The sequence below is a fragment of the Pseudarthrobacter sp. TE3704 genome (assembly GCF_056279405.1).
Genome location: NZ_JBWCCJ010000003.1, coordinates 73,907 through 90,377 on the forward strand (window position 1 = coordinate 73,907; position 16,471 = coordinate 90,377).

At 68.3% G+C, this 16,471-nt stretch carries 14 protein-coding genes; 6 read left to right on the forward strand and 8 right to left on the reverse strand.

Features of this window, described 5'->3' with window-relative positions:
• Positions 1-9 precede the first annotated feature (9 nt).
• From ACZ9BC_RS08070 to ACZ9BC_RS08080, 3 genes are read left to right on the forward strand one after another with little or no spacing between them, the layout of a single operon-like run.
• Entirely contained in the window at positions 10-1,158 is a 1,149-nt protein-coding gene (locus ACZ9BC_RS08070) for an acetylesterase (RefSeq protein WP_476245470.1), read from the forward strand.
• A 15-nt stretch (positions 1,159-1,173) separates the two neighbouring features.
• Positions 1,174-3,249 (forward strand): DUF6807 family protein, encoded by a 2,076-nt coding sequence (locus tag ACZ9BC_RS08075; protein WP_476245471.1) that lies wholly within the window; start codon positions 1,174-1,176, stop codon positions 3,247-3,249.
• A complete protein-coding gene (locus tag ACZ9BC_RS08080; RefSeq protein ID WP_476245472.1) occupies positions 3,246-4,364 on the forward strand; it encodes a M24 family metallopeptidase in 1,119 nt (372 codons plus the stop codon). The genes ACZ9BC_RS08075 and ACZ9BC_RS08080 overlap by 4 nt, the downstream gene beginning before the upstream one ends.
• 118 nt (positions 4,365-4,482) lie before the next feature.
• On the opposite strand, the gene ACZ9BC_RS08085 is transcribed toward ACZ9BC_RS08080, so the two are convergent.
• Genes ACZ9BC_RS08085 through ACZ9BC_RS08105 form a run of 5 tightly spaced genes read right to left on the reverse strand, consistent with a single transcriptional unit; the run spans position 4,483 to position 10,410 of the window.
• Positions 4,483-5,934 carry an aldehyde dehydrogenase (NADP(+)) gene (locus ACZ9BC_RS08085; RefSeq protein WP_476245473.1) on the reverse strand — a complete coding sequence of 484 codons (1,452 nt, stop codon included), beginning with the start codon at positions 5,932-5,934 and terminating at the stop codon, positions 4,483-4,485.
• Positions 5,935-5,960: 26 nt separating this feature from the next.
• Positions 5,961-7,064, reverse strand: a complete 1,104-nt coding sequence (locus ACZ9BC_RS08090) for a mandelate racemase/muconate lactonizing enzyme family protein (RefSeq protein WP_476245474.1) — start codon at positions 7,062-7,064, stop codon at positions 5,961-5,963.
• Positions 7,064-7,969, reverse strand: coding sequence for a 5-dehydro-4-deoxyglucarate dehydratase (locus tag ACZ9BC_RS08095; protein ID WP_476245475.1), 906 nt, complete (start codon positions 7,967-7,969; stop codon positions 7,064-7,066). Before ACZ9BC_RS08095 ends, ACZ9BC_RS08090 begins: the two co-directional genes overlap by 1 nt.
• Entirely contained in the window at positions 7,966-8,931 is a 966-nt protein-coding gene (locus ACZ9BC_RS08100; protein ID WP_476245476.1) for an NAD-dependent epimerase/dehydratase family protein, read from the reverse strand. Before ACZ9BC_RS08100 ends, ACZ9BC_RS08095 begins: the two co-directional genes overlap by 4 nt.
• Positions 8,932-8,961: 30 nt before the next feature.
• Positions 8,962-10,410, reverse strand: coding sequence for a Gfo/Idh/MocA family oxidoreductase (locus ACZ9BC_RS08105; RefSeq protein WP_476245477.1), 1,449 nt, complete (start codon positions 10,408-10,410; stop codon positions 8,962-8,964).
• A 364-nt stretch (positions 10,411-10,774) separates the two neighbouring features.
• Here ACZ9BC_RS08105 and ACZ9BC_RS08110 point away from each other — a divergent pair, with 364 nt between their 5' ends.
• Positions 10,775-11,809 carry a LacI family DNA-binding transcriptional regulator gene (locus tag ACZ9BC_RS08110; RefSeq protein ID WP_476245478.1) on the forward strand — a complete coding sequence of 345 codons (1,035 nt, stop codon included), beginning with the start codon at positions 10,775-10,777 and terminating at the stop codon, positions 11,807-11,809.
• A gap of 25 nt (positions 11,810-11,834) precedes the next feature.
• Here the strand turns inward: ACZ9BC_RS08110 and ACZ9BC_RS08115 are convergent, their stop codons facing one another.
• Positions 11,835-12,545, reverse strand: coding sequence for a FadR/GntR family transcriptional regulator (locus ACZ9BC_RS08115; protein WP_476245479.1), 711 nt, complete (start codon positions 12,543-12,545; stop codon positions 11,835-11,837).
• Between the two features lie 99 nt (positions 12,546-12,644).
• Between ACZ9BC_RS08115 and ACZ9BC_RS08120 the strand changes: the two genes are divergently transcribed.
• On the forward strand, positions 12,645-13,982 hold the full coding sequence (locus ACZ9BC_RS08120) for an alpha-hydroxy acid oxidase (RefSeq protein ID WP_476245480.1): 1,338 nt from the start codon (positions 12,645-12,647) through the stop codon (positions 13,980-13,982).
• Between the two features lie 3 nt (positions 13,983-13,985).
• Here the strand turns inward: ACZ9BC_RS08120 and ACZ9BC_RS08125 are convergent, their stop codons facing one another.
• Positions 13,986-14,564, reverse strand: a complete 579-nt coding sequence (locus ACZ9BC_RS08125; RefSeq protein ID WP_476245481.1) for an ArsR/SmtB family transcription factor — start codon at positions 14,562-14,564, stop codon at positions 13,986-13,988.
• Between the two features lie 152 nt (positions 14,565-14,716).
• On the opposite strand from ACZ9BC_RS08125, the gene ACZ9BC_RS08130 reads away from it, so the two are divergent.
• Positions 14,717-15,187 (forward strand): hypothetical protein, encoded by a 471-nt coding sequence (locus ACZ9BC_RS08130; protein WP_476245482.1) that lies wholly within the window; start codon positions 14,717-14,719, stop codon positions 15,185-15,187.
• A gap of 25 nt (positions 15,188-15,212) precedes the next feature.
• Here the strand turns inward: ACZ9BC_RS08130 and ACZ9BC_RS08135 are convergent, their stop codons facing one another.
• Entirely contained in the window at positions 15,213-16,424 is a 1,212-nt protein-coding gene (locus ACZ9BC_RS08135; protein ID WP_476245483.1) for an acetoin utilization protein AcuC, read from the reverse strand.
• Between the last annotated feature and the right edge of the window lie 47 nt (positions 16,425-16,471).

Genomic DNA, 16,471 nt, shown 5'->3' on the forward strand with positions numbered 1-16,471 from the left:
GGCAGGCCAGTGAGTGCCGATACGCGCCCTGCACGCCCCAGTGCCATTGCCGGTTACGAGGACTGGCCTGCCTACGTCCGCCAACACCCGCGTTACCGTGCCGCCACCACCGCGGCCCAGGAACTCTCGGACGCGTTGGGCGTGCCCGCCGTGTCCCGCCTTCCGGAGGTGACGGCCCAGTGGGAAGAAACGTACGACGGCGTCACCACCTCCCAGCTCAGCTGGCAGTTGGGCTTCGGGCCGGCAACCACCGCCTGGCTGGTCACGCCTGTGGACCCCGCGGGCCCGCTGCCCGGAGTCCTCGCCTTGCACTGCCATGGCGGGAACAAGTTCGGCGGCGCGGACCGGCTGGTGGAGCTTCCAGTGAACCATCCCTCTGCCGAGGCGGCCCGCACCGGCCACTATGACGGCCACGCCCTCGCCACCGAGACGGCCCGCAGGGGCTTTGCCGTCCTGGCCCATGACAGCTTCGCCTGGGGCAGCCGCCGCTTCGACCTCTCCACTCCCCCGTGGCGGACTGCCTCCGCACTGGAGGCGCGGCGGGCGCAGTGGCGGGAGGACGGCGTCGTGCCTTCCGAGGCGGACGATTACAACGCCGCGGCCGCGTTCCACGAAGACACTGTCGCCAAAACAGCCGGACTTCTGGGCACCAGCCTGGCCGGCATGGTGGCCCACGACGACCTCGCCGCGCTGGACATCCTGGCCGGACTGCCGGGAGTCGACGCGGACCGCCTGGGCTGCGTCGGCTTCTCCGGCGGCGGGGGCCGGTCCCTTGCCCTGGCCGTGCTTAGCCCACGGATCCGGGCGTCAGTGGTGACGTGCATGATGACCACGTTCCAGTCGCTCCTGCCTGCCTACCTGGACGCCCACTCCTGGCTGCTGCAAACGCCCGGGCTATGGAAACTGGGCGACTGGCCTGAACTGACTGCCCGGTCAGAAGCCGCCTTCCTGGTGCAATACGCCCTCGCCGATGAGCTGTTCCCGGAGGACGGGATGCGGCAGGCCCACCGGGTGCTGGAATCGCTGCACCGCGACGGGAAGTACACCGGAGCGTTCTGGCCCGGCGGCCACGTCTTCACCACCGCAATGCAGGAAGAAGCCATCGATTTCCTGGCCGGCGCCCTGCACCTCAAGACTCCATCCACGACAGCCCTTTAGCCTCAAGGACCTTTGATGACTCAGCAATCCGCCACCGCGGAACACGGCAGCAGCCCCCGCCACGCCGCGCCTTTACCGGCCGCCGTGCCGCGCATCGCCCTGGTGGGTGTCCACGGCTTCGGCGAACGGCACCTGGCCAACCTCGCCCGACTGGAGGAGGCCGGCGCCGTCGAACTGGTCGCCGTCGCTGACCCCAACCCTCCGGAGCCGGGCAAACTCGCGGAATCCGTTGCCGTCTTCCCCGACCTGGACGGGCTGCTCGCCGCCCAGCCGGGAGCCGACGTCGTAATCCTCGCCACCCCTATCCAGACGCACGCGCCGCTGGCCGTCGCAGCCCTCCGGGCGGGCATGGACGTCTACGTTGAAAAGCCTCCGGTAGCGTCGCTGGCCCAGTTCAACGAGGTCCTGGCAGCCGCCGAGGCAGCAGGCAAACTGGTCCAGGTAGGCTTCCAAAGCCTGGGGTCCCACGCCCTGCCCGCCATCCGGGACCTCGTTGAGTCAGGCGGCATCGGGGATGTCCTGGGCCTGAGCGCCAAGGGCCAGTGGGTGCGGAACAAGGCATACTTCAAACGCTCGCGCTGGGCCGGGAAGCGCAGCCTGGACGGCATCGACGTGGTGGACGGCGTGGCAACCAATGCGCTGGCGCATGCAGTGGCAACGGCGCTGCACTTGGCCGGGGCGCACACCGTGGCAGACCTTGCCTCCGTGGAGACGGACCTGTACCGGGCCCACGAGACTGAAAGCGACGATACGTCGGTGATCCGGGTCCGCACAGCCCACGGGGCCACCCTCATGTGCGGCCTGACCCTCTGCGCTCCCGAACAGCTGGACCCCTCGGTCACCGTGCACGGCAGCCGCGGCGAGATCACCCTGTTCTACACGAAGGACGAGGTAGTCATCACCACCCCCGACGGCGAGCGCCGGGAAACCTACGGCCGCACCGACCTGCTCGAAAACCTCCTGGAAGCGCGCAGCACCGGCGGGCGCCTGCTCTCCCCGCTGCAGCGCATCGGCGCTTTCACGCTAGTCCTGGAAGCCATCCGTACGCTGCCGGCGCCGCAGGCGATCAGCCCGGACCACATCAGTTGGGAGGGCGAAGGCGACGAAGCCCATCCCGTGGTGCATGGCATTACCGGACTCATTGACAGGGCATGCAAGGCGCAGGCCACGTTCGCCGAGCTTGGTGTCCCGTGGGCCCGCACCCTTCCCCCGGTCCGCTCCCTGACCGTGGACGGGCAGGCCGTGGCGGACTACCAGGACGGCAGCCGCATCCGCGCCGTTTCCTCGCCGCGGCCCTACCTGCACCCCGTCCGCACGCTGGCCGGCACCGTGGTGACCGACCATCAGCCGCTTGACCATGTGTGGCACCTGGGCGCGGGCGTGGCACTGCAGGACGTGGACGGCATCAACTTCTGGGGCGGCAGGACGTACACCCGCGAAGCCGGGCAGTACGTCTGGCGGCCCGACCACGGCAGCATCTCCGTCACCGAAACGGTCCTTGAGCAGACAGCGGCCGTTTCCGGCGGCTCCGCCGGAAGGCTGCAGGAGACGCTCAGCTGGAACGGACCCGACGGCACACCCGTCCTCGCGGAGGACCGGACCTGGCGCTGGCAGGGCATCAGCCCAACAACCTGGGGCCTGTCCCTCGAGTTCGACCTCTCCCCCGCCGGCACCAACCCGGTCAGCCTGGGCAGCCCCGGCTCCAACGGCCGCCATGAGGGTGGCTACGGCGGCTTCTTCTGGCGGCTGCCGGAGTGCCGCAGCGCTGCTGTGTGGACCCCCGCGGGCACCGGCGAATCGGGGGTGCACGGCAGCGTGGCGCGCTGGCTCGCCTGGTCTGGAAAGTTCGGCCCGGGAACGGCGGACGGCGAGGCCACCCTGGTTTTCGTCGCTCCCCGCGGTTCCACGGACCCCTGGTTCGTCCGTCTGGAAGGGTATCCCGGCGTGGGCCAGTCGCTCGCCTGGGACGCCCCCGTCGTCGCCGAACCCGGCAACCCGGTCCGGCGCAAAATTTCCGTCTTTATTGCCGACGGCATCCTGAACACCACCGACATCGAAGCTTTGATCAACCAACAGGGGGACCTCTCATGACCCAGACAACAGCCGCCGCTCCGCCGGCCCTCCGCGTATCTCCGGCATCCGTGGCGGACCGGGAGGTCAAGCGCCGCCGGGTCCTGGACATCCTTGACGCCGCCGGCCGGGACTCGCTGCTCCTGACCACGCACACGGCACTGACCTGGTACCTGGACGGCAGCCGGGTCCACATCAGCCTCGCGGGCGATCCCATCGCCGCGGTGCTGGTGGACCGCGGCGGCGACCACCTGGTGACCTTCAACAACGAAGCCGGCCGTATCGCCGCCGAGGAGCTCCCGGCCGGGGTCTCCCTGCACACCGTTCCCTGGTACGGAAACCTGCACGAGGCTGCCGCCGCCGTCGGCTCTTCCCCTGCCGGAGCCCAGGCTCCGCTGGTGGAAGCGGACGTCGCGTCCGAGCTGCGCGCCGCCCGCCAGCAGCTGCTTCCCGCCGAAAGCGCCCGCTACGCCCTCCTCAGCGCCGAACTGGCGGCCATTATGACCGATGTGCTGTCCACCGCACGGCCGGACACCACGGAATTTGAGCTGGTGTCCGCCCTGGCGGAACGCGTGGTGGCGGCAGGAGCGGAACCCCTGGTCCTGCTGTGCAACGGCAGTTCCCGCAGCACGTTCCGCCACCCGCTCGCCACCCATTCCCCCCTTGGCCGCCGCGCGATGGCCGTGGTCTGCGCGCGCCGGGACGGCCTGGTCGCCAACATCACCCGCTGGGTGCGGTTCGACGCCGGCACCTTGGAGGAGCGGGACGCGGAGTCCCGGATCGCCGCAGTGGAGGCGGACATCTTCGACGCCACCGTCCCCGGCGCGCGGCTGGACCGTATTCTCGCCGAAATTCAGGCATCGTACGTCCGCCACGGCTTCGGCGCGGACCAGTGGGAACAGCACCACCAGGGAGGTCCCGCCGGGTATGCGGGCCGGGACCCCAGGGTCACCTCCGCCGTGGCGGACACGGTTGTCCTGGGCCAGACCTTCACCTGGAACCCCTCCGGCCCCGGAGTCAAGATCGAGGACACCGTGCAGCTCACGGAGTCCGGCCTGCAGGTCCTCACGGTGGACCCCCGCTGGCCGGTGGCCGCCGTGAACGGGCTGCAGCGCCCCGTCACGCTGCAGCTCTAGCCACAACGCTCTCGCAGATTCTGCGGTAAAACGCAAAACGCTCTCTCAGTTGTAGCCGTGGTCCGGCAACAACTGAGAGAGCGTTTCGGTTAAAGCAACATGAAGTGAGAGAGCGTTGCTACGGCAGCACGAGTTCACCGTCCACGCGACGCGGGATGCGCAGCGGGTTGGCCTCGTGCAGCGCTGGGTGCAGCACCGTTTCCGGCGCGTCCTGGTAGGCGACCGGGCGCTGGAACCTGCGGACCGCCGTCGCGCCCACCGAGGTAAAGAGGGACGTGGTGGCCGGGTACGGGCCGCCGTGCTGCTGGGCCCAGTTGACGGCGACGCCGGTTGGCCAGCCGTCGAACAGGACCCGGCCGGCCAGCCCGGACAGCTGCTCCACGAGCGCTGTGATGTCCTCGCCGGACTGGGCGTGGAGGGTGGCTGTCAGGCTGCCCGGCACCTTGGCCAGCACGGCCGACAGTTCGGCCTGGTCCGTGTATTCGATCAGCATGGTGGTGGGTCCGAAGCACTCTTCGAGCAGTTGTTCCGGGTTCTCCAGCACCTTCACGGCGGAAGTTGAGAAGACCACCGGCGCTGCACCGTTGGCTGCAGCATCCTGGTCCACGCTGCCGCTGACCACGTCAACCCCGGGCACGGACGCAAAGCTGCGGAGCCCGCCGGGGTACGCCTCGGCGATCCTGCTGGTGAGCATACCGACGGCGGACTTGTCCTTGCTGGCCTCCGCCACTTCCGCGGCAAAGGAGGTTCCTGCCGGAATGAAGACCAAACCCGGCTTGGTGCAGAACTGCCCCGCACCAAGCGTGAACGAGCCTGCCAGGCCCGCCGCGAGCTGGCCGCTGCGTTCTGCCAGTGCTGCAGCGGTGATGACCACTGGATTGAGGCTGCCCAGTTCCCCGTAGAACGGAATGGGATCGGGGCGGGAGGTTGCGAGGTCGAACAAGGCACGGCCGCCGGGGATGGATCCAGTGAACCCCACGGCCTTGATGGCCGGATCCTGGACCAGGGCGGTGCCCACCTCACGGCCGCTGACCAGCGCGAACAGGCCTTCCGGCGCTCCTGCGGCGCCGAGGGCATCAGCCACGATTTCCGCTGTCCGCTCGGACAGGCGCAGGTGGCCGGAGTGGGCCTTGACGATGACCGAGCAGCCCACGGCCAGGGCCGAGGCGGTGTCACCTCCGGCCACCGAGAAGGCGAACGGGAAGTTGGAGGCGGAAAAGACTGCCACCGGACCGATGGGCCGCAGGATGCGGCGGAGGTCGGGCTTGGGCGGGGTGGAGGCCGGGTCCGCGTGATCGATGATGGCCTCGAGGTAGGAGCCTTCGGTGATCACGCGGGCGAAGAGACGCAGCTGGCCGGAGGTCCGGGCCACCTCGCCGGTCAGCCGCGGGGCGCCAAGGCTGGTCTCCGAATCCGCAATGTCCACCAGTTCGGCCGCGTTGGCATCCAGCGCGTCAGCTACTGCCGTGAGCCAGGCAGCGCGTTGGGCATCCGGCGCGGCGGCGGAAATCGTGGCTGCCTGGGTGGCAGCGGCGGTGAGTTCGGACAGGGAAAGCGTTGCAGTTGTCACTCAGGTACCTGTTCTTCGTCTGTAGTTTAGAGTTCGTCCCGGAACCGGAAGCCGAGGCCCGGCTGGCCGGCCAGGGTTACCCGGCTGTCGCTGAACCGCACGGGAGAGGGCCCGTCCAGGATGCCCAGCTGTTCGAAGGATGCTTCTTCCACGTCCTCCACGAGCGTGGGCTCCGCCAGGGTGAGCGCCAGCTGCCCGGAAAGTTCCGGCAGCAGGTGGGGCATCACCCGGATGCTGTTGGTCCGGGCCAGCTCGACGATCCGCCGGAACGGGGTGATCCCGCCCACCCGGATGATGTTGGGCTGGATGATGTCCACCGCCTCGGCCTCGATGAAATCGCGGAAGCGGTAGATGGTGTGCAGGTTTTCGCCGAGCGCGATGGGCACCGGTGAATGCTTGCGGAGCCTGCGGTATGCCCACAGGTCGTCGGCGCGGATGGGTTCCTCCAGCCACTCCAGCCCGAATTCGGACAGGACATCCAGGGCGCGGAGGGTGGTGGGGAGGTCCCAGCGCTGGTTGGCGTCGATCATCAGCTTCCGGTCGGGCCCCAGAACGGAGCGGACCGCGGCCACCCGCTCAGCGTCCTCCCGGATATCGGGCTTGCCCACCTTGATCTTTACCGCCTGGTGCCCGGCCGCAACCCACCGCTCAACCTGGGCAACGAGCTCTTCAAGGGTGTAGTGCAGGTTCACCCCGGACCCGTACACCTCCGCCGATTCCTGCCGCTGGCCCAGGAGCCCGGCCACGGACGTCTGGGAACGGCGGGCCTGCAGGTCCCACAGGGCAAGGTCGACGCCGGCCATGGCGATGGTGGTCAGTCCCCCGCCGCCGGCCTCGTGCAGGCGCTTCCACAGCGCGTCCCAGACCGTCTCCGGATTGGCAGGCAGCCCGGTGACAAACGGGGCGATGTCGTAGTCCAGCAGTGCCTTGACGGCTTGCGGGCCGATGGTGGGCGTCCACGAAAAACCGTGCCCCGCGCCGCCGTCGTCCGTGTGGATTTCGGTGACGATCACGTGGTTCTCGGGTGCCTCGACGCCCCAGCTTCGGCGCAGCGGGACGGTGATGAGCCGGGAGGTCAGTCCCGTGATGCGGGGAACGGTGCGGACGGCTTCGGCCGCCGGGGCGCTCATCAGCGGCCGGCCAGCTCGTAGCCCTTGGCGAGGATGGACTTCAGCTGCACCAGCTGCTCCTCGGTGGGGTCCACCAGCGGCGGCCGCACGGAACCTACCGGCAGCCCGCCCAGGCGCAGGCCGGCCTTGATCAGCGAAACGCCGAAGCCCGGGGTCTGGTCGCGGAGGCGGACCAAGGGCGCGTAGAAGCCCTCCAGCAGGGCGCTGCGGCGGTCCTCGTCGCCGGCAATGTAGGCGTCGTAGTAGGCCTTGGCGATCTCCGGGGCCATCGCGAAGGCGGCCGATGAGTAGAGCGGGATGCCGAGGCCGCGGTAGGCGCCCTGCGTCAGTTCCGCGGTGAGCAGGCCGTTGAAGAAGGCGAAGTCCTCCCGGCCGGTGGCCTTGACGGCGGACACAATCTCCTGGGCCAGGCCCACATCCCCCAGCCCGTCCTTAAAGCCCACCACCTTGGGGTTGGCCGCCAGGCGGGCCATGGCAGCGGCCGTGAACTTGGCGTTGCCGCGGTGGTAGACGATTACCGGCAGACTGCTGGCGGCAGCGACTGCTTCGATGTAGGCCACCAGGCCGTCCGTGGGCCCGGTGACCAGGTACGGCGGCAGGACCAGGAGGGCGTCCGCGCCGGCTTCTTCCGCGGCGCGGGCGGCGGCAAGGGCGTGGCCAAGCGGTCCACCGGCGCCGGCTACTACCGGGACCTTTCCGGCCACAACCTCGACGGCGGCAGTCACCACGGTGCGGACTTCCTCGATGCTGAGGGCGTGGAATTCGCCGGTTCCGCAGGCGGGGAACACACCGCCGGGCCCGAACGGGAGCCGGGAGCTGATGTGTTCCTTCAGCAGCTCTACGTCAACGGCACCTTCGGCGGTGAACGGGGTGACGGGAAAGAACAGTACGCCGTCGAATTTCATGATGTCTCCTTGGTTCCGCTGCCGGCACTGACCAGCGCGGAGGTCTCGTCGTTGAGGGTGGGATGGGACTTGAGTTCCGTGCGCCAGCTGCGCGTGGGCTGCCAGCCCAGGAGTTCCTGGGCTTTGGCGATGGAGAAGGCGGGGCTGGTGCCGGTCAGCCCGGCACTGAGCGCTTCACTTCCGGGCAGGAACCTGGGCATCAGTTCGGCGAGGGGTGCCGTGGCCAGGGCGTCGGCCGCGCCCACGAAGAAGGTTTCCCCGTTGGGAATGGACTCCATTTTCTGCAGCAGCAGGTCCAGGAAATCCGCCACGTCCCGGGCATCCACGTAGTTGAACAAGGCCGGGGCGGACAATGCCGGATCGGCCAGCCGCTCGGCAAGGGTGTGGCCCTGCTGCGTCGGTGCGCCGTCCCACTCCTCCGGCGAGATCACGTAGCAGGGGCGGAAGGCTGCGTAACGGATCTTCTCCCCCTGCGCGGCAGCGAACATCTGCACGGTCTGCTCGGCGATGAGCTTGGACAGGGCGTAGGCATTCCACGGCCGCGGCGTGGTCCGCTCGTCAAGCGGGAACGCGGCCGGCAGCCAGCCGGCGGGCGAACCGTAGCCGAGGACCGTGGGGCTGCTGGCCGTCACGATCTTGCGCACTCCCAGTTCCGTCGCGGCGCTGACCACGGCGAAGGCGAGCCGGGTGTTGGTGGCGAAGATGACATCCTCGGGCGCGCTGAACGGAACCGCGATCGCCGCAAGGTGGATGACGGCGTCGGGCCTGGTCTCGCGAAGGAGGCGCAGCGCCTCCCCCGGGGCAAGGAGGTCTGCCGTTTCCTGCACCACGCCGGCCGGCAGCTGATCGGCCGGCACGGCGTCCCGGTCCACCGAGATGACGTGGTGGCCGGCCTCTGCAAGCCCCGCCACCACACTGCGTCCCAGCCGGCCGGAGCCGCCGGTGACGAAAATCCTGCTCATATTGGTTCCTTTAGGTTTTCAGGCCGCGGACTAGGCGCCGCGTCGGAGGTCGACGCCGAGGTCCAGGTCCTCGATGCGGACGGGCAGGGACGATTCAAGCGAGCGGTTCCCGGCGATGCCCACGGAGACGGAGCGCAGTCCGTCCAGGTAACCGGACGGGCGGCCCAGGGGGTCCTCGCCCGGCCCGTTGAAGAGGTCCGAGAGGAGGAGCTCGTCCCCGCCGCCGTGGCCTCCTTCGCCGTTGACGATCGGCACCTCGTAGGCGGCTTCCCAGTGGCGCTGGACCACGAGGCGTTCACCGTTGCGGCGGATGGCGTCGTCTTCCTCGACGGGGGTAGCACTCGGGTCCACCACGGTCTTTTTGTCCGTGCTGCTGGTGACGGCGGCGCGTTCCACTACCTCGAGTTCGGCGCGGCCTTCGGTGCCGTTGACCGCGACGCGGTAGCCCTCCCAGGGGCTGTGTGCGTTCAATGAGTAGCTCAGGCGCGGGCCGCCCTGGTATTCCACAACCAGCGCGAGGTTGTCCTCAATGGTGATGCCGCCGGTGAAGACGTCCTGGTCCCGGCGGTATCCGTCGTAGTGCTCGTTGTCCAGGAAGAGGGCCTTGAGCCGCTCGTCCTCGCGGAGGTCCAGCGTGAACGGGTCCTTCTCGGCCGTGGCCGGGGCGTCCGCGCTGGGGGTGCCGCGTTCGGGACGGGGGCCCAGGCCGCGTTCCGCCGCGTTCTTGTCGCCGTAGAACTTCAGTCCGCCGGAGGCGAAGACGCGCTCGGGGACGTCATCAATCCACCAATTGACCAGGTCGAAGTGGTGGGAGGCCTTGTGGATCAGCAGGCCGCCGGAGTTCTTCTTTTCGCGGTGCCAGCGGCGGAAGTAGTCGGCCCCGTGGACGGTATCGAGGACCCAGCTGAAGTCGATGGAGGTAACCTTGCCGATCACACCGCTCTGGATGATTTCCTTGAGGGCGCTGTTCCGCGGCGAGTAGCGGTAGTTGAACGTGACCACCACGTTGCGGCCGGTCTCGTGCACGGCCTGGGTGATGCGCCGGCAGCCCTCGGCGTCGATGGTGAGCGGCTTTTCCACCACAACGTCGGCCCCTGCACGCAGCGCTTCCACAATGTAGTCGGCGTGGGTGTAGTCCGGCGTTGTCACCACCACGCGGTCGATGTTGTTGGCCTGGATGAAGGCGGTGAGATCTGCGGGATCGAAGGCGGCGACCGGTCCCGGCGCGCCCAGTTCCTGGATGAGCTTCTGGTAGAACTCCACGCGCCCAGGGTTAACGTCGGAGAAGGCCACCAGCTCTGCGGTGTGGGCATAGTTGCCGAAGACTGCGCGGATGTACATCTCGGAGCGGCCGCCGGTGCCGATCAAGGCAATGCGGGCTTTACCACCGGCCGCGGCAGCAGCGCCCCCAGTTGCGGCGGTGTCCGGAGCAGCTGTTGCCGCCCCTGCAGCAGTACTTGACTCGGCTGTGTTGACCATGAGGGTCCCTTTCGAAAGCTGATACCCGGCCGCCCGGCGGCCTCTGACGTTCGACGTTGGGTGCAGTGCTGCACCTTGCCCAAGAAAGCGTTTTCTCAGGTTGCTATAAGATTTGTACCAAGGCGAATGTGCATCCGTCAACCATTATCAGCGTTGAGAGAAAACGGTTTCCAGTGCTGCTGCGGCTTTGACTCCGCCGAATGGACAAAAAAGTTGCGGGAAAACTTGGGAAAATGGAAGAAATCGCTTTCCCGCAGCGGTATATGCTGTGTTGGAAACGCCGTCGGGCAAAGGCGGCAGGAGCCTGCCATCGGGTAGCAGTACGCGCAGGGACACCGTCCGCTGCGCCAAGGAAGGGACCAGCATGGTCAGGAAATCGGCAACCGGCCGGATTGGCATCGCGGATGTCGCCATCAAGGCAGGGGTTTCGCACGCCACGGTTTCCCGCGTAATGAACGGCAACTTCACGGTGGACCCGGACATCGCGGCCCGCGTCAGGGCAGCGGCGGCGGAACTGAAGTACCAGCCCAATCCCGTAGGGCGCAGCCTGGCCCTGGGTAAGACCGACACCATCGGGATCGTTGTGCCGGACCTGGCCAACCCCACCTTCCAGGCAATTCTTCGCGGCCTCAGCCGTGCCGCCGCGCAGGACAGCTACCGGGTCCTGATCGCCGATTCCTTCGAAGTTTCCAGCGAGGAGGCCATCCTCGCCGGTGAGGCCCGCCGCCGCTGTGACGGCCTGGTCCTCTGCGCACCCCGCATGAGCGACGCCGAACTGGAAGAGATCGCACCCTCGCTGCACCCCCTGGTGCTGATCAACAGGACCACCGCAGCCGCTGGCGTGCCCAGCCTGGTAGTGGACTACGGCCAGGGCGTACAGGACATCGCGGAGCACCTGGTGGACCTCGGACACACGCGCCTGGCGTTCCTCGCCGGTCCGCCCCGCAGCGCCTCGAACGGGCTCCGGCTCGAGGGGCTGGAGGCCTTCAAGGCAGCCCATCCCCAGGTGGAGGTGACCATGCTGGAAGGCGGCTCCGACTTCGACACCGGACACGGGGCAGTGGATGCGGTACTGGAGAGCGGCGCCACGGGAATCCTGGCCTTCAACGACCTGGTGGCCATGGGCCTGATGAGCGGGCTGCATGAACGCGGCCTGGACGTCCCGGGAGACATCTCCGTCACGGGTTTCGACGACATTCCGTTCGCGAAATACACGACGCCGGCACTCACCACCGCGGCGGTGCCCATCACCGAACTGGGCGAGCAGGCGTGGCAGCAGCTGCGGGCGCTCATCCGCAAGGAGGAGAATGAGGCCCCGGGCAGCCGGTACCAGCCCCGGCTTGAAGTGCGCGCGAGCACCGGCCCGGCCAAGGCCCCCCGCACGGCAGTCCACGGCTGATGGGCCCGTCGGACGCGCACGCGCGCTACTTCCGGGCCGGTTCCGTTCCGCCGGAAGCCAGCCCGGCCTCTTTGTAGTACCCCTCAATATGCGCGGCCACCAGCTTTGCCGCCTGCCCGCCGTCGTCGTTCCTGATGGCCGCCAGGATGTCCTGGTGCTCGGCCCGCAGGCGCGATGCCGTGGCCTCCCAGTCAGGCAGGCCGGACGTCAGCTCCGCCGCGTATCCCTGGATGGATTCGCGGAGCGATCCCATCATCGCGCTCACAACGGCGTTGCCAGCGGCGTCGGCCAGCGCCAGGTGGAAGCGGACGTCCAGTGCCAGGAAGTCGCTGACCGCGAGGTCCTCTGCGGCCATGGCGTCGAGGAGCGCCGAGGCCTCCTCCAGTTCCGGCGCATCCGGACCGGCTTTCGCCACGGCCCACGACTCCAACAGCACGCGGGTTTCCACGATGTCCGCCACCGGCAGGTGCTGGGTGGCCACGTGAAGCCGGAGGGCGGAGCCAAGCGCGGCCGTCGGATCCGAAATGACAACGGTTCCCGCTTCCGGGCCCGACCCTACGCCAGCCCGGACCACACCCATGGCCTCAAGGATGCGAATCGCTTCCCGGACTGAGGTCCGCGACACCTTCAGCTGTTCCGCCAGGGTGCGCTCGGCCGGAAGCCGGCCGCCCACGGTCAGCCGGCCGCCGGAAAGCTCGTTCTCGATCCAGGACAGGACAAGCTGGTGGGTACGCATACGTAAATAGTAGTTGATGTGGTTGGACCACATGGCCTAGAGTGTGGTTAGACCACAGAAGGTTCCGGACACGGACCCGCCTGCCCAATGGAGGACGCCATGACCCACACCATCCAGCCCAACAACCCGGAAACGACCCCCGCGCCGGATGCCACCGACATTCCCGCCGCGCCGGCACCCGCTAAAGCACCGGCGTCGTCCGCTGTTCCGGCGGCACTGAAGCGGCGCATCCCCAAGTACTCGGACCTGGCTCCCCTGATGCAGTTCAAGAAGCCTGAGTTCAGCAAGGAGGCCCGGCTCAAGCGGGCCAGCACCATCTGGGAACTGCGGGACATCGCCAAGCGCCGCACCCCCCAGGCTCCGTTCGACTACACGGACGGCGCAGCGGAAGAGGAAATCACCCTCGGCCGCGCGCGGCAGGCGTTCCTGGACATCGAGTTCCGGCCCGGCATCCTGCGGAACGTCTCCACGATCGACCTGGGCACCGAAATCCTGGGCAAGCCCTCCCGGCTGCCCGTGGGCATCGCCCCCACCGGCTTCACCCGGATGATGCAGTCTGAGGGCGAGTACGCAGGTTCCCAGGCGGCCGAAGCTGCGGGCATCCCCTACACCCTTTCCACTATGGGCACCGCCTCCATCGAGGACGTCGCCGCCGCCGCCCCGAACGGCCGCAACTGGTTCCAGCTGTACCTCTGGACGGACCGCGACCGCTCGCTGGAACTGATCGAGCGCGCTGCCAAGGCCGGAAACGACACTTTGATGGTCACCGTGGATACCGCCGTCGCCGGCGCCCGCCTCCGCGACGTCCGCAACGGCATGACCATCCCGCCGGCACTGACCATCAAGACCGTGCTGGACGCTTCCTACCGCCCGGCCTGGTGGTTCAACTTCCTCACGCACGAGCCGCTGACATTCGCCTCGCTGTCCCGCTACACCGGCACCGTGGCGGACCTCATCAACTCGATGTTCGACCCCACCCTCACCTTCGAGGACCTCGACTGGCTGCGCGAAACCTGGAAGGGCAAGCTGGTGGTCAAGGGCATCCAGACCGTCGAGGACGCCCGCCGGGTAGTTGACCACGGCGCAGACGGTGTGGTGGTGTCCAACCACGGCGGACGCCAGCTGGACCGGGCTCCCATTCCGTTCCACCTGCTCCCCGAGGTCAAGCAGGCTTTCACGGCGGACAACACCGACGCCGCGATCATGCTGGACACCGGCATCATGAGCGGCGCTGACATCGTGGCAGCCCTGGCCCTCGGTGCGGACTTCACCCTGATCGGCCGCGCCTACCTGTACGGTCTGATGGCCGGCGGCCGCGCCGGTGTGGACCGCACCCTCCAGATCCTCGAGAAGGACATGGCCCGCACCATGGCGCTCTTGGGCGTCAGCAACATCTCGGAGCTCACCCCGGATCACGTCCGCCTGCTGAACAAGTAAGGGCTATTTCTTCCGGCCGAACTTGGGCAGGTTGGGGAGGTTGGCCAGCAGGTCGGCCGCACGGGTAGCCGCCCGGCCCACCGTGCGGCCGATTTGCTGGGGAACGCTGTCATCGCTCAGCGGCAGGGTGGTCCCGCCCGGAATAACGACGGCGGGACTCAGCTCCGCCCCGTCCGGCGCCAGGACGCCTTCGGAGACTGCTTCGGCAGCCACTGCCTGGGGTGTCTCACCGGCGTGGGCGGCGGCAGCGTCCCGGGACGGGGCGGAGTCCGCGGCGGCGCGGCCTGCGGGACGGGCGGGTGCAGCAGCGGGAGCCGACGAGCCGACGTCGAACGTTTCCAGCCAGCTGGCAATCCCTTCCAGCGGCTTGCGGTTCAGCGCGTAGTAGCGCTTCTGGCCCTGCGCCCGCATGCTCACCAGCTGCGCCTCGCGCAGGACCTTGAGGTGCTTGGAAATGGTGGGCTGGCTTGCTGCCAGTTCTTCCACGAGTTCCCCCACGGCCTTGTCTCCGGAGCGGAGGGAGACCAGGATGTCCCGCCGGGTTGATTCCGCAATGACGGCAAATACGTCGTCTGTCACCATGCCTCCCACCCTAACGACATATACGCCGAAAGGCATCAACTATTTCGTCAGCCAACTGGCTATTGCTGCCCATGCGGCGCAGGTGTTACAACGGTTGAACTGTGCCCCGGCCGGCCCGGCCGCCGCCACCTGAGACAAGGGGGTGGGCCATCATGGATGCCCTGCGCCGGCAACTGTTCAACCTCATCGCTTTTGTGTTCCTGGGCCTTTTCGTCGCCGTGTGGGGCAGCGTGCTGCTCCGCGTCGGGTTCTGGGTACCGGACGGAAGGACTGCCGCTCCCGCCCTGAACGGCGCATTGGTCACGGCGGCGGGTGTCCTGGCCACGTCGCTTAGCTCGCTGACAGCCTCCGCCCTGGGATTTACTATCGCCGAGGTGCGGCACGCTGAGGGGTCTGGCGGCACCGAAACCCCCTTCAGCCCCGGCGACGTCACCGCCAGGCTGTCCGGACGGATCGTCGCGGCCATTGTGGTCTACATGGCGGTGGGGCTGCTGGTCCTGCTCCTCTGGCTGGCCAAGGGCACGGCGTCCACGGACCTGATCGGAGCGTTCGCCCTGTCGCTGCTGGGGTGGCTGATCGGCGCGGCAGGCGTGGTCTTCCAGACCGAGAAGGCCGCATCCTGATGCGGGCCGGGGGTTCGACGGGACACTAGTCGAACCAGGGGTCGAGTCCGTGGAGCGGGAATACCGCTTTGCGGGTGGCCATCACGGTACGGTCCACGGCGTCGTTGGGATCGAAACCCACCTCCCACGACCGCCACCACAGCTCCACGTCGTCGCCCATCAGGCCGGGCGTGGACGTGCCGAATTTCCCTTCCACATAATCGCGCCAGTCCTGCGGCACGGGGGTACGCAGCGGCACCGGCCGCCCCGCGGCGATGGCCACAAGGTGGCTCCAGGACCGGGGCACCACGTGCAGGACGTTGTACCCGCCTCCGCCGGTGGCGATCCAGCGGCCGGCACAGTGGCGCTCGGCGAGATGCCCGACGGCGGATGCCGCCTCCCGCTGGCCGTCAACACTGAGGTTGAGGTGCGTGAGCGGGTCCGTCCGATGTGAGTCACAGCCATGCTGGCTTACGATCACTTCGGGTTCGAAGGCGGCCACGAGCTGCGGGACCACGGCGTAAAACGCCCGAAGCCAGCCGGCGTCGCCCGTTCCGGCCGGCAGGGCGATGTTGACGGCGGTCCCCTCCGCCCGGGGACCGCCGATCTCGTTGGCGAATCCGGTACCGGGGAACAGCGTAAGGCCCGTTTCGTGCAGGGAAAGGGTGAGGACCCGGGGGTCGTCCCAGAAAATGCTTTCCGTGCCGTCGCCGTGATGGGCGTCAACATCGATGTACGCCACCTTGCGGATGCCGCCGTCGAGCAGCTTCTGCACGGCGAGTGCGGCGTCGTTGTAGATGCAGAAGCCGCTGGCACGGTCCCGGGCCGCGTGGTGCATGCCGCCGCCGAAGTTCACGGCATGCAGGGCTGACCCGTCCAGGATCCGGGACGCAGCCAGCAGGGATCCGCCCGCCAGCCGCGCGGCGGCTTCATGCATCCCGGCAAAGGCGGGGTCGTCCTCGGTGCCCAGGCCGCGGGATTCATCCGATTCGGACGGGTCCTCGCTCACCCGCCGCACCGCCGCGACGAACTCGGCCGAATGCACGGACTCCAGGTCGGCGTCGACGGCCACCTCAGGGGCTTCCACCGAAACATGCTCAAGATCGAACAGTCCCAGGCTCCGGACCAGGCGTGCCGTAAGGTCCATCCGCTCCGGCGCCATGGGATGGCCCGGCCCGAAGTTGTAGGCGGTCATGTCAGGGCTCCACGCCACCGTCGTTGGCGGCGCGGGCTTGCTGAGACCGGGCAGGTATGTCATCAATCACAGGCTACCCGAGCCAGGGCACCCGGCGGCCCGGCCATTAC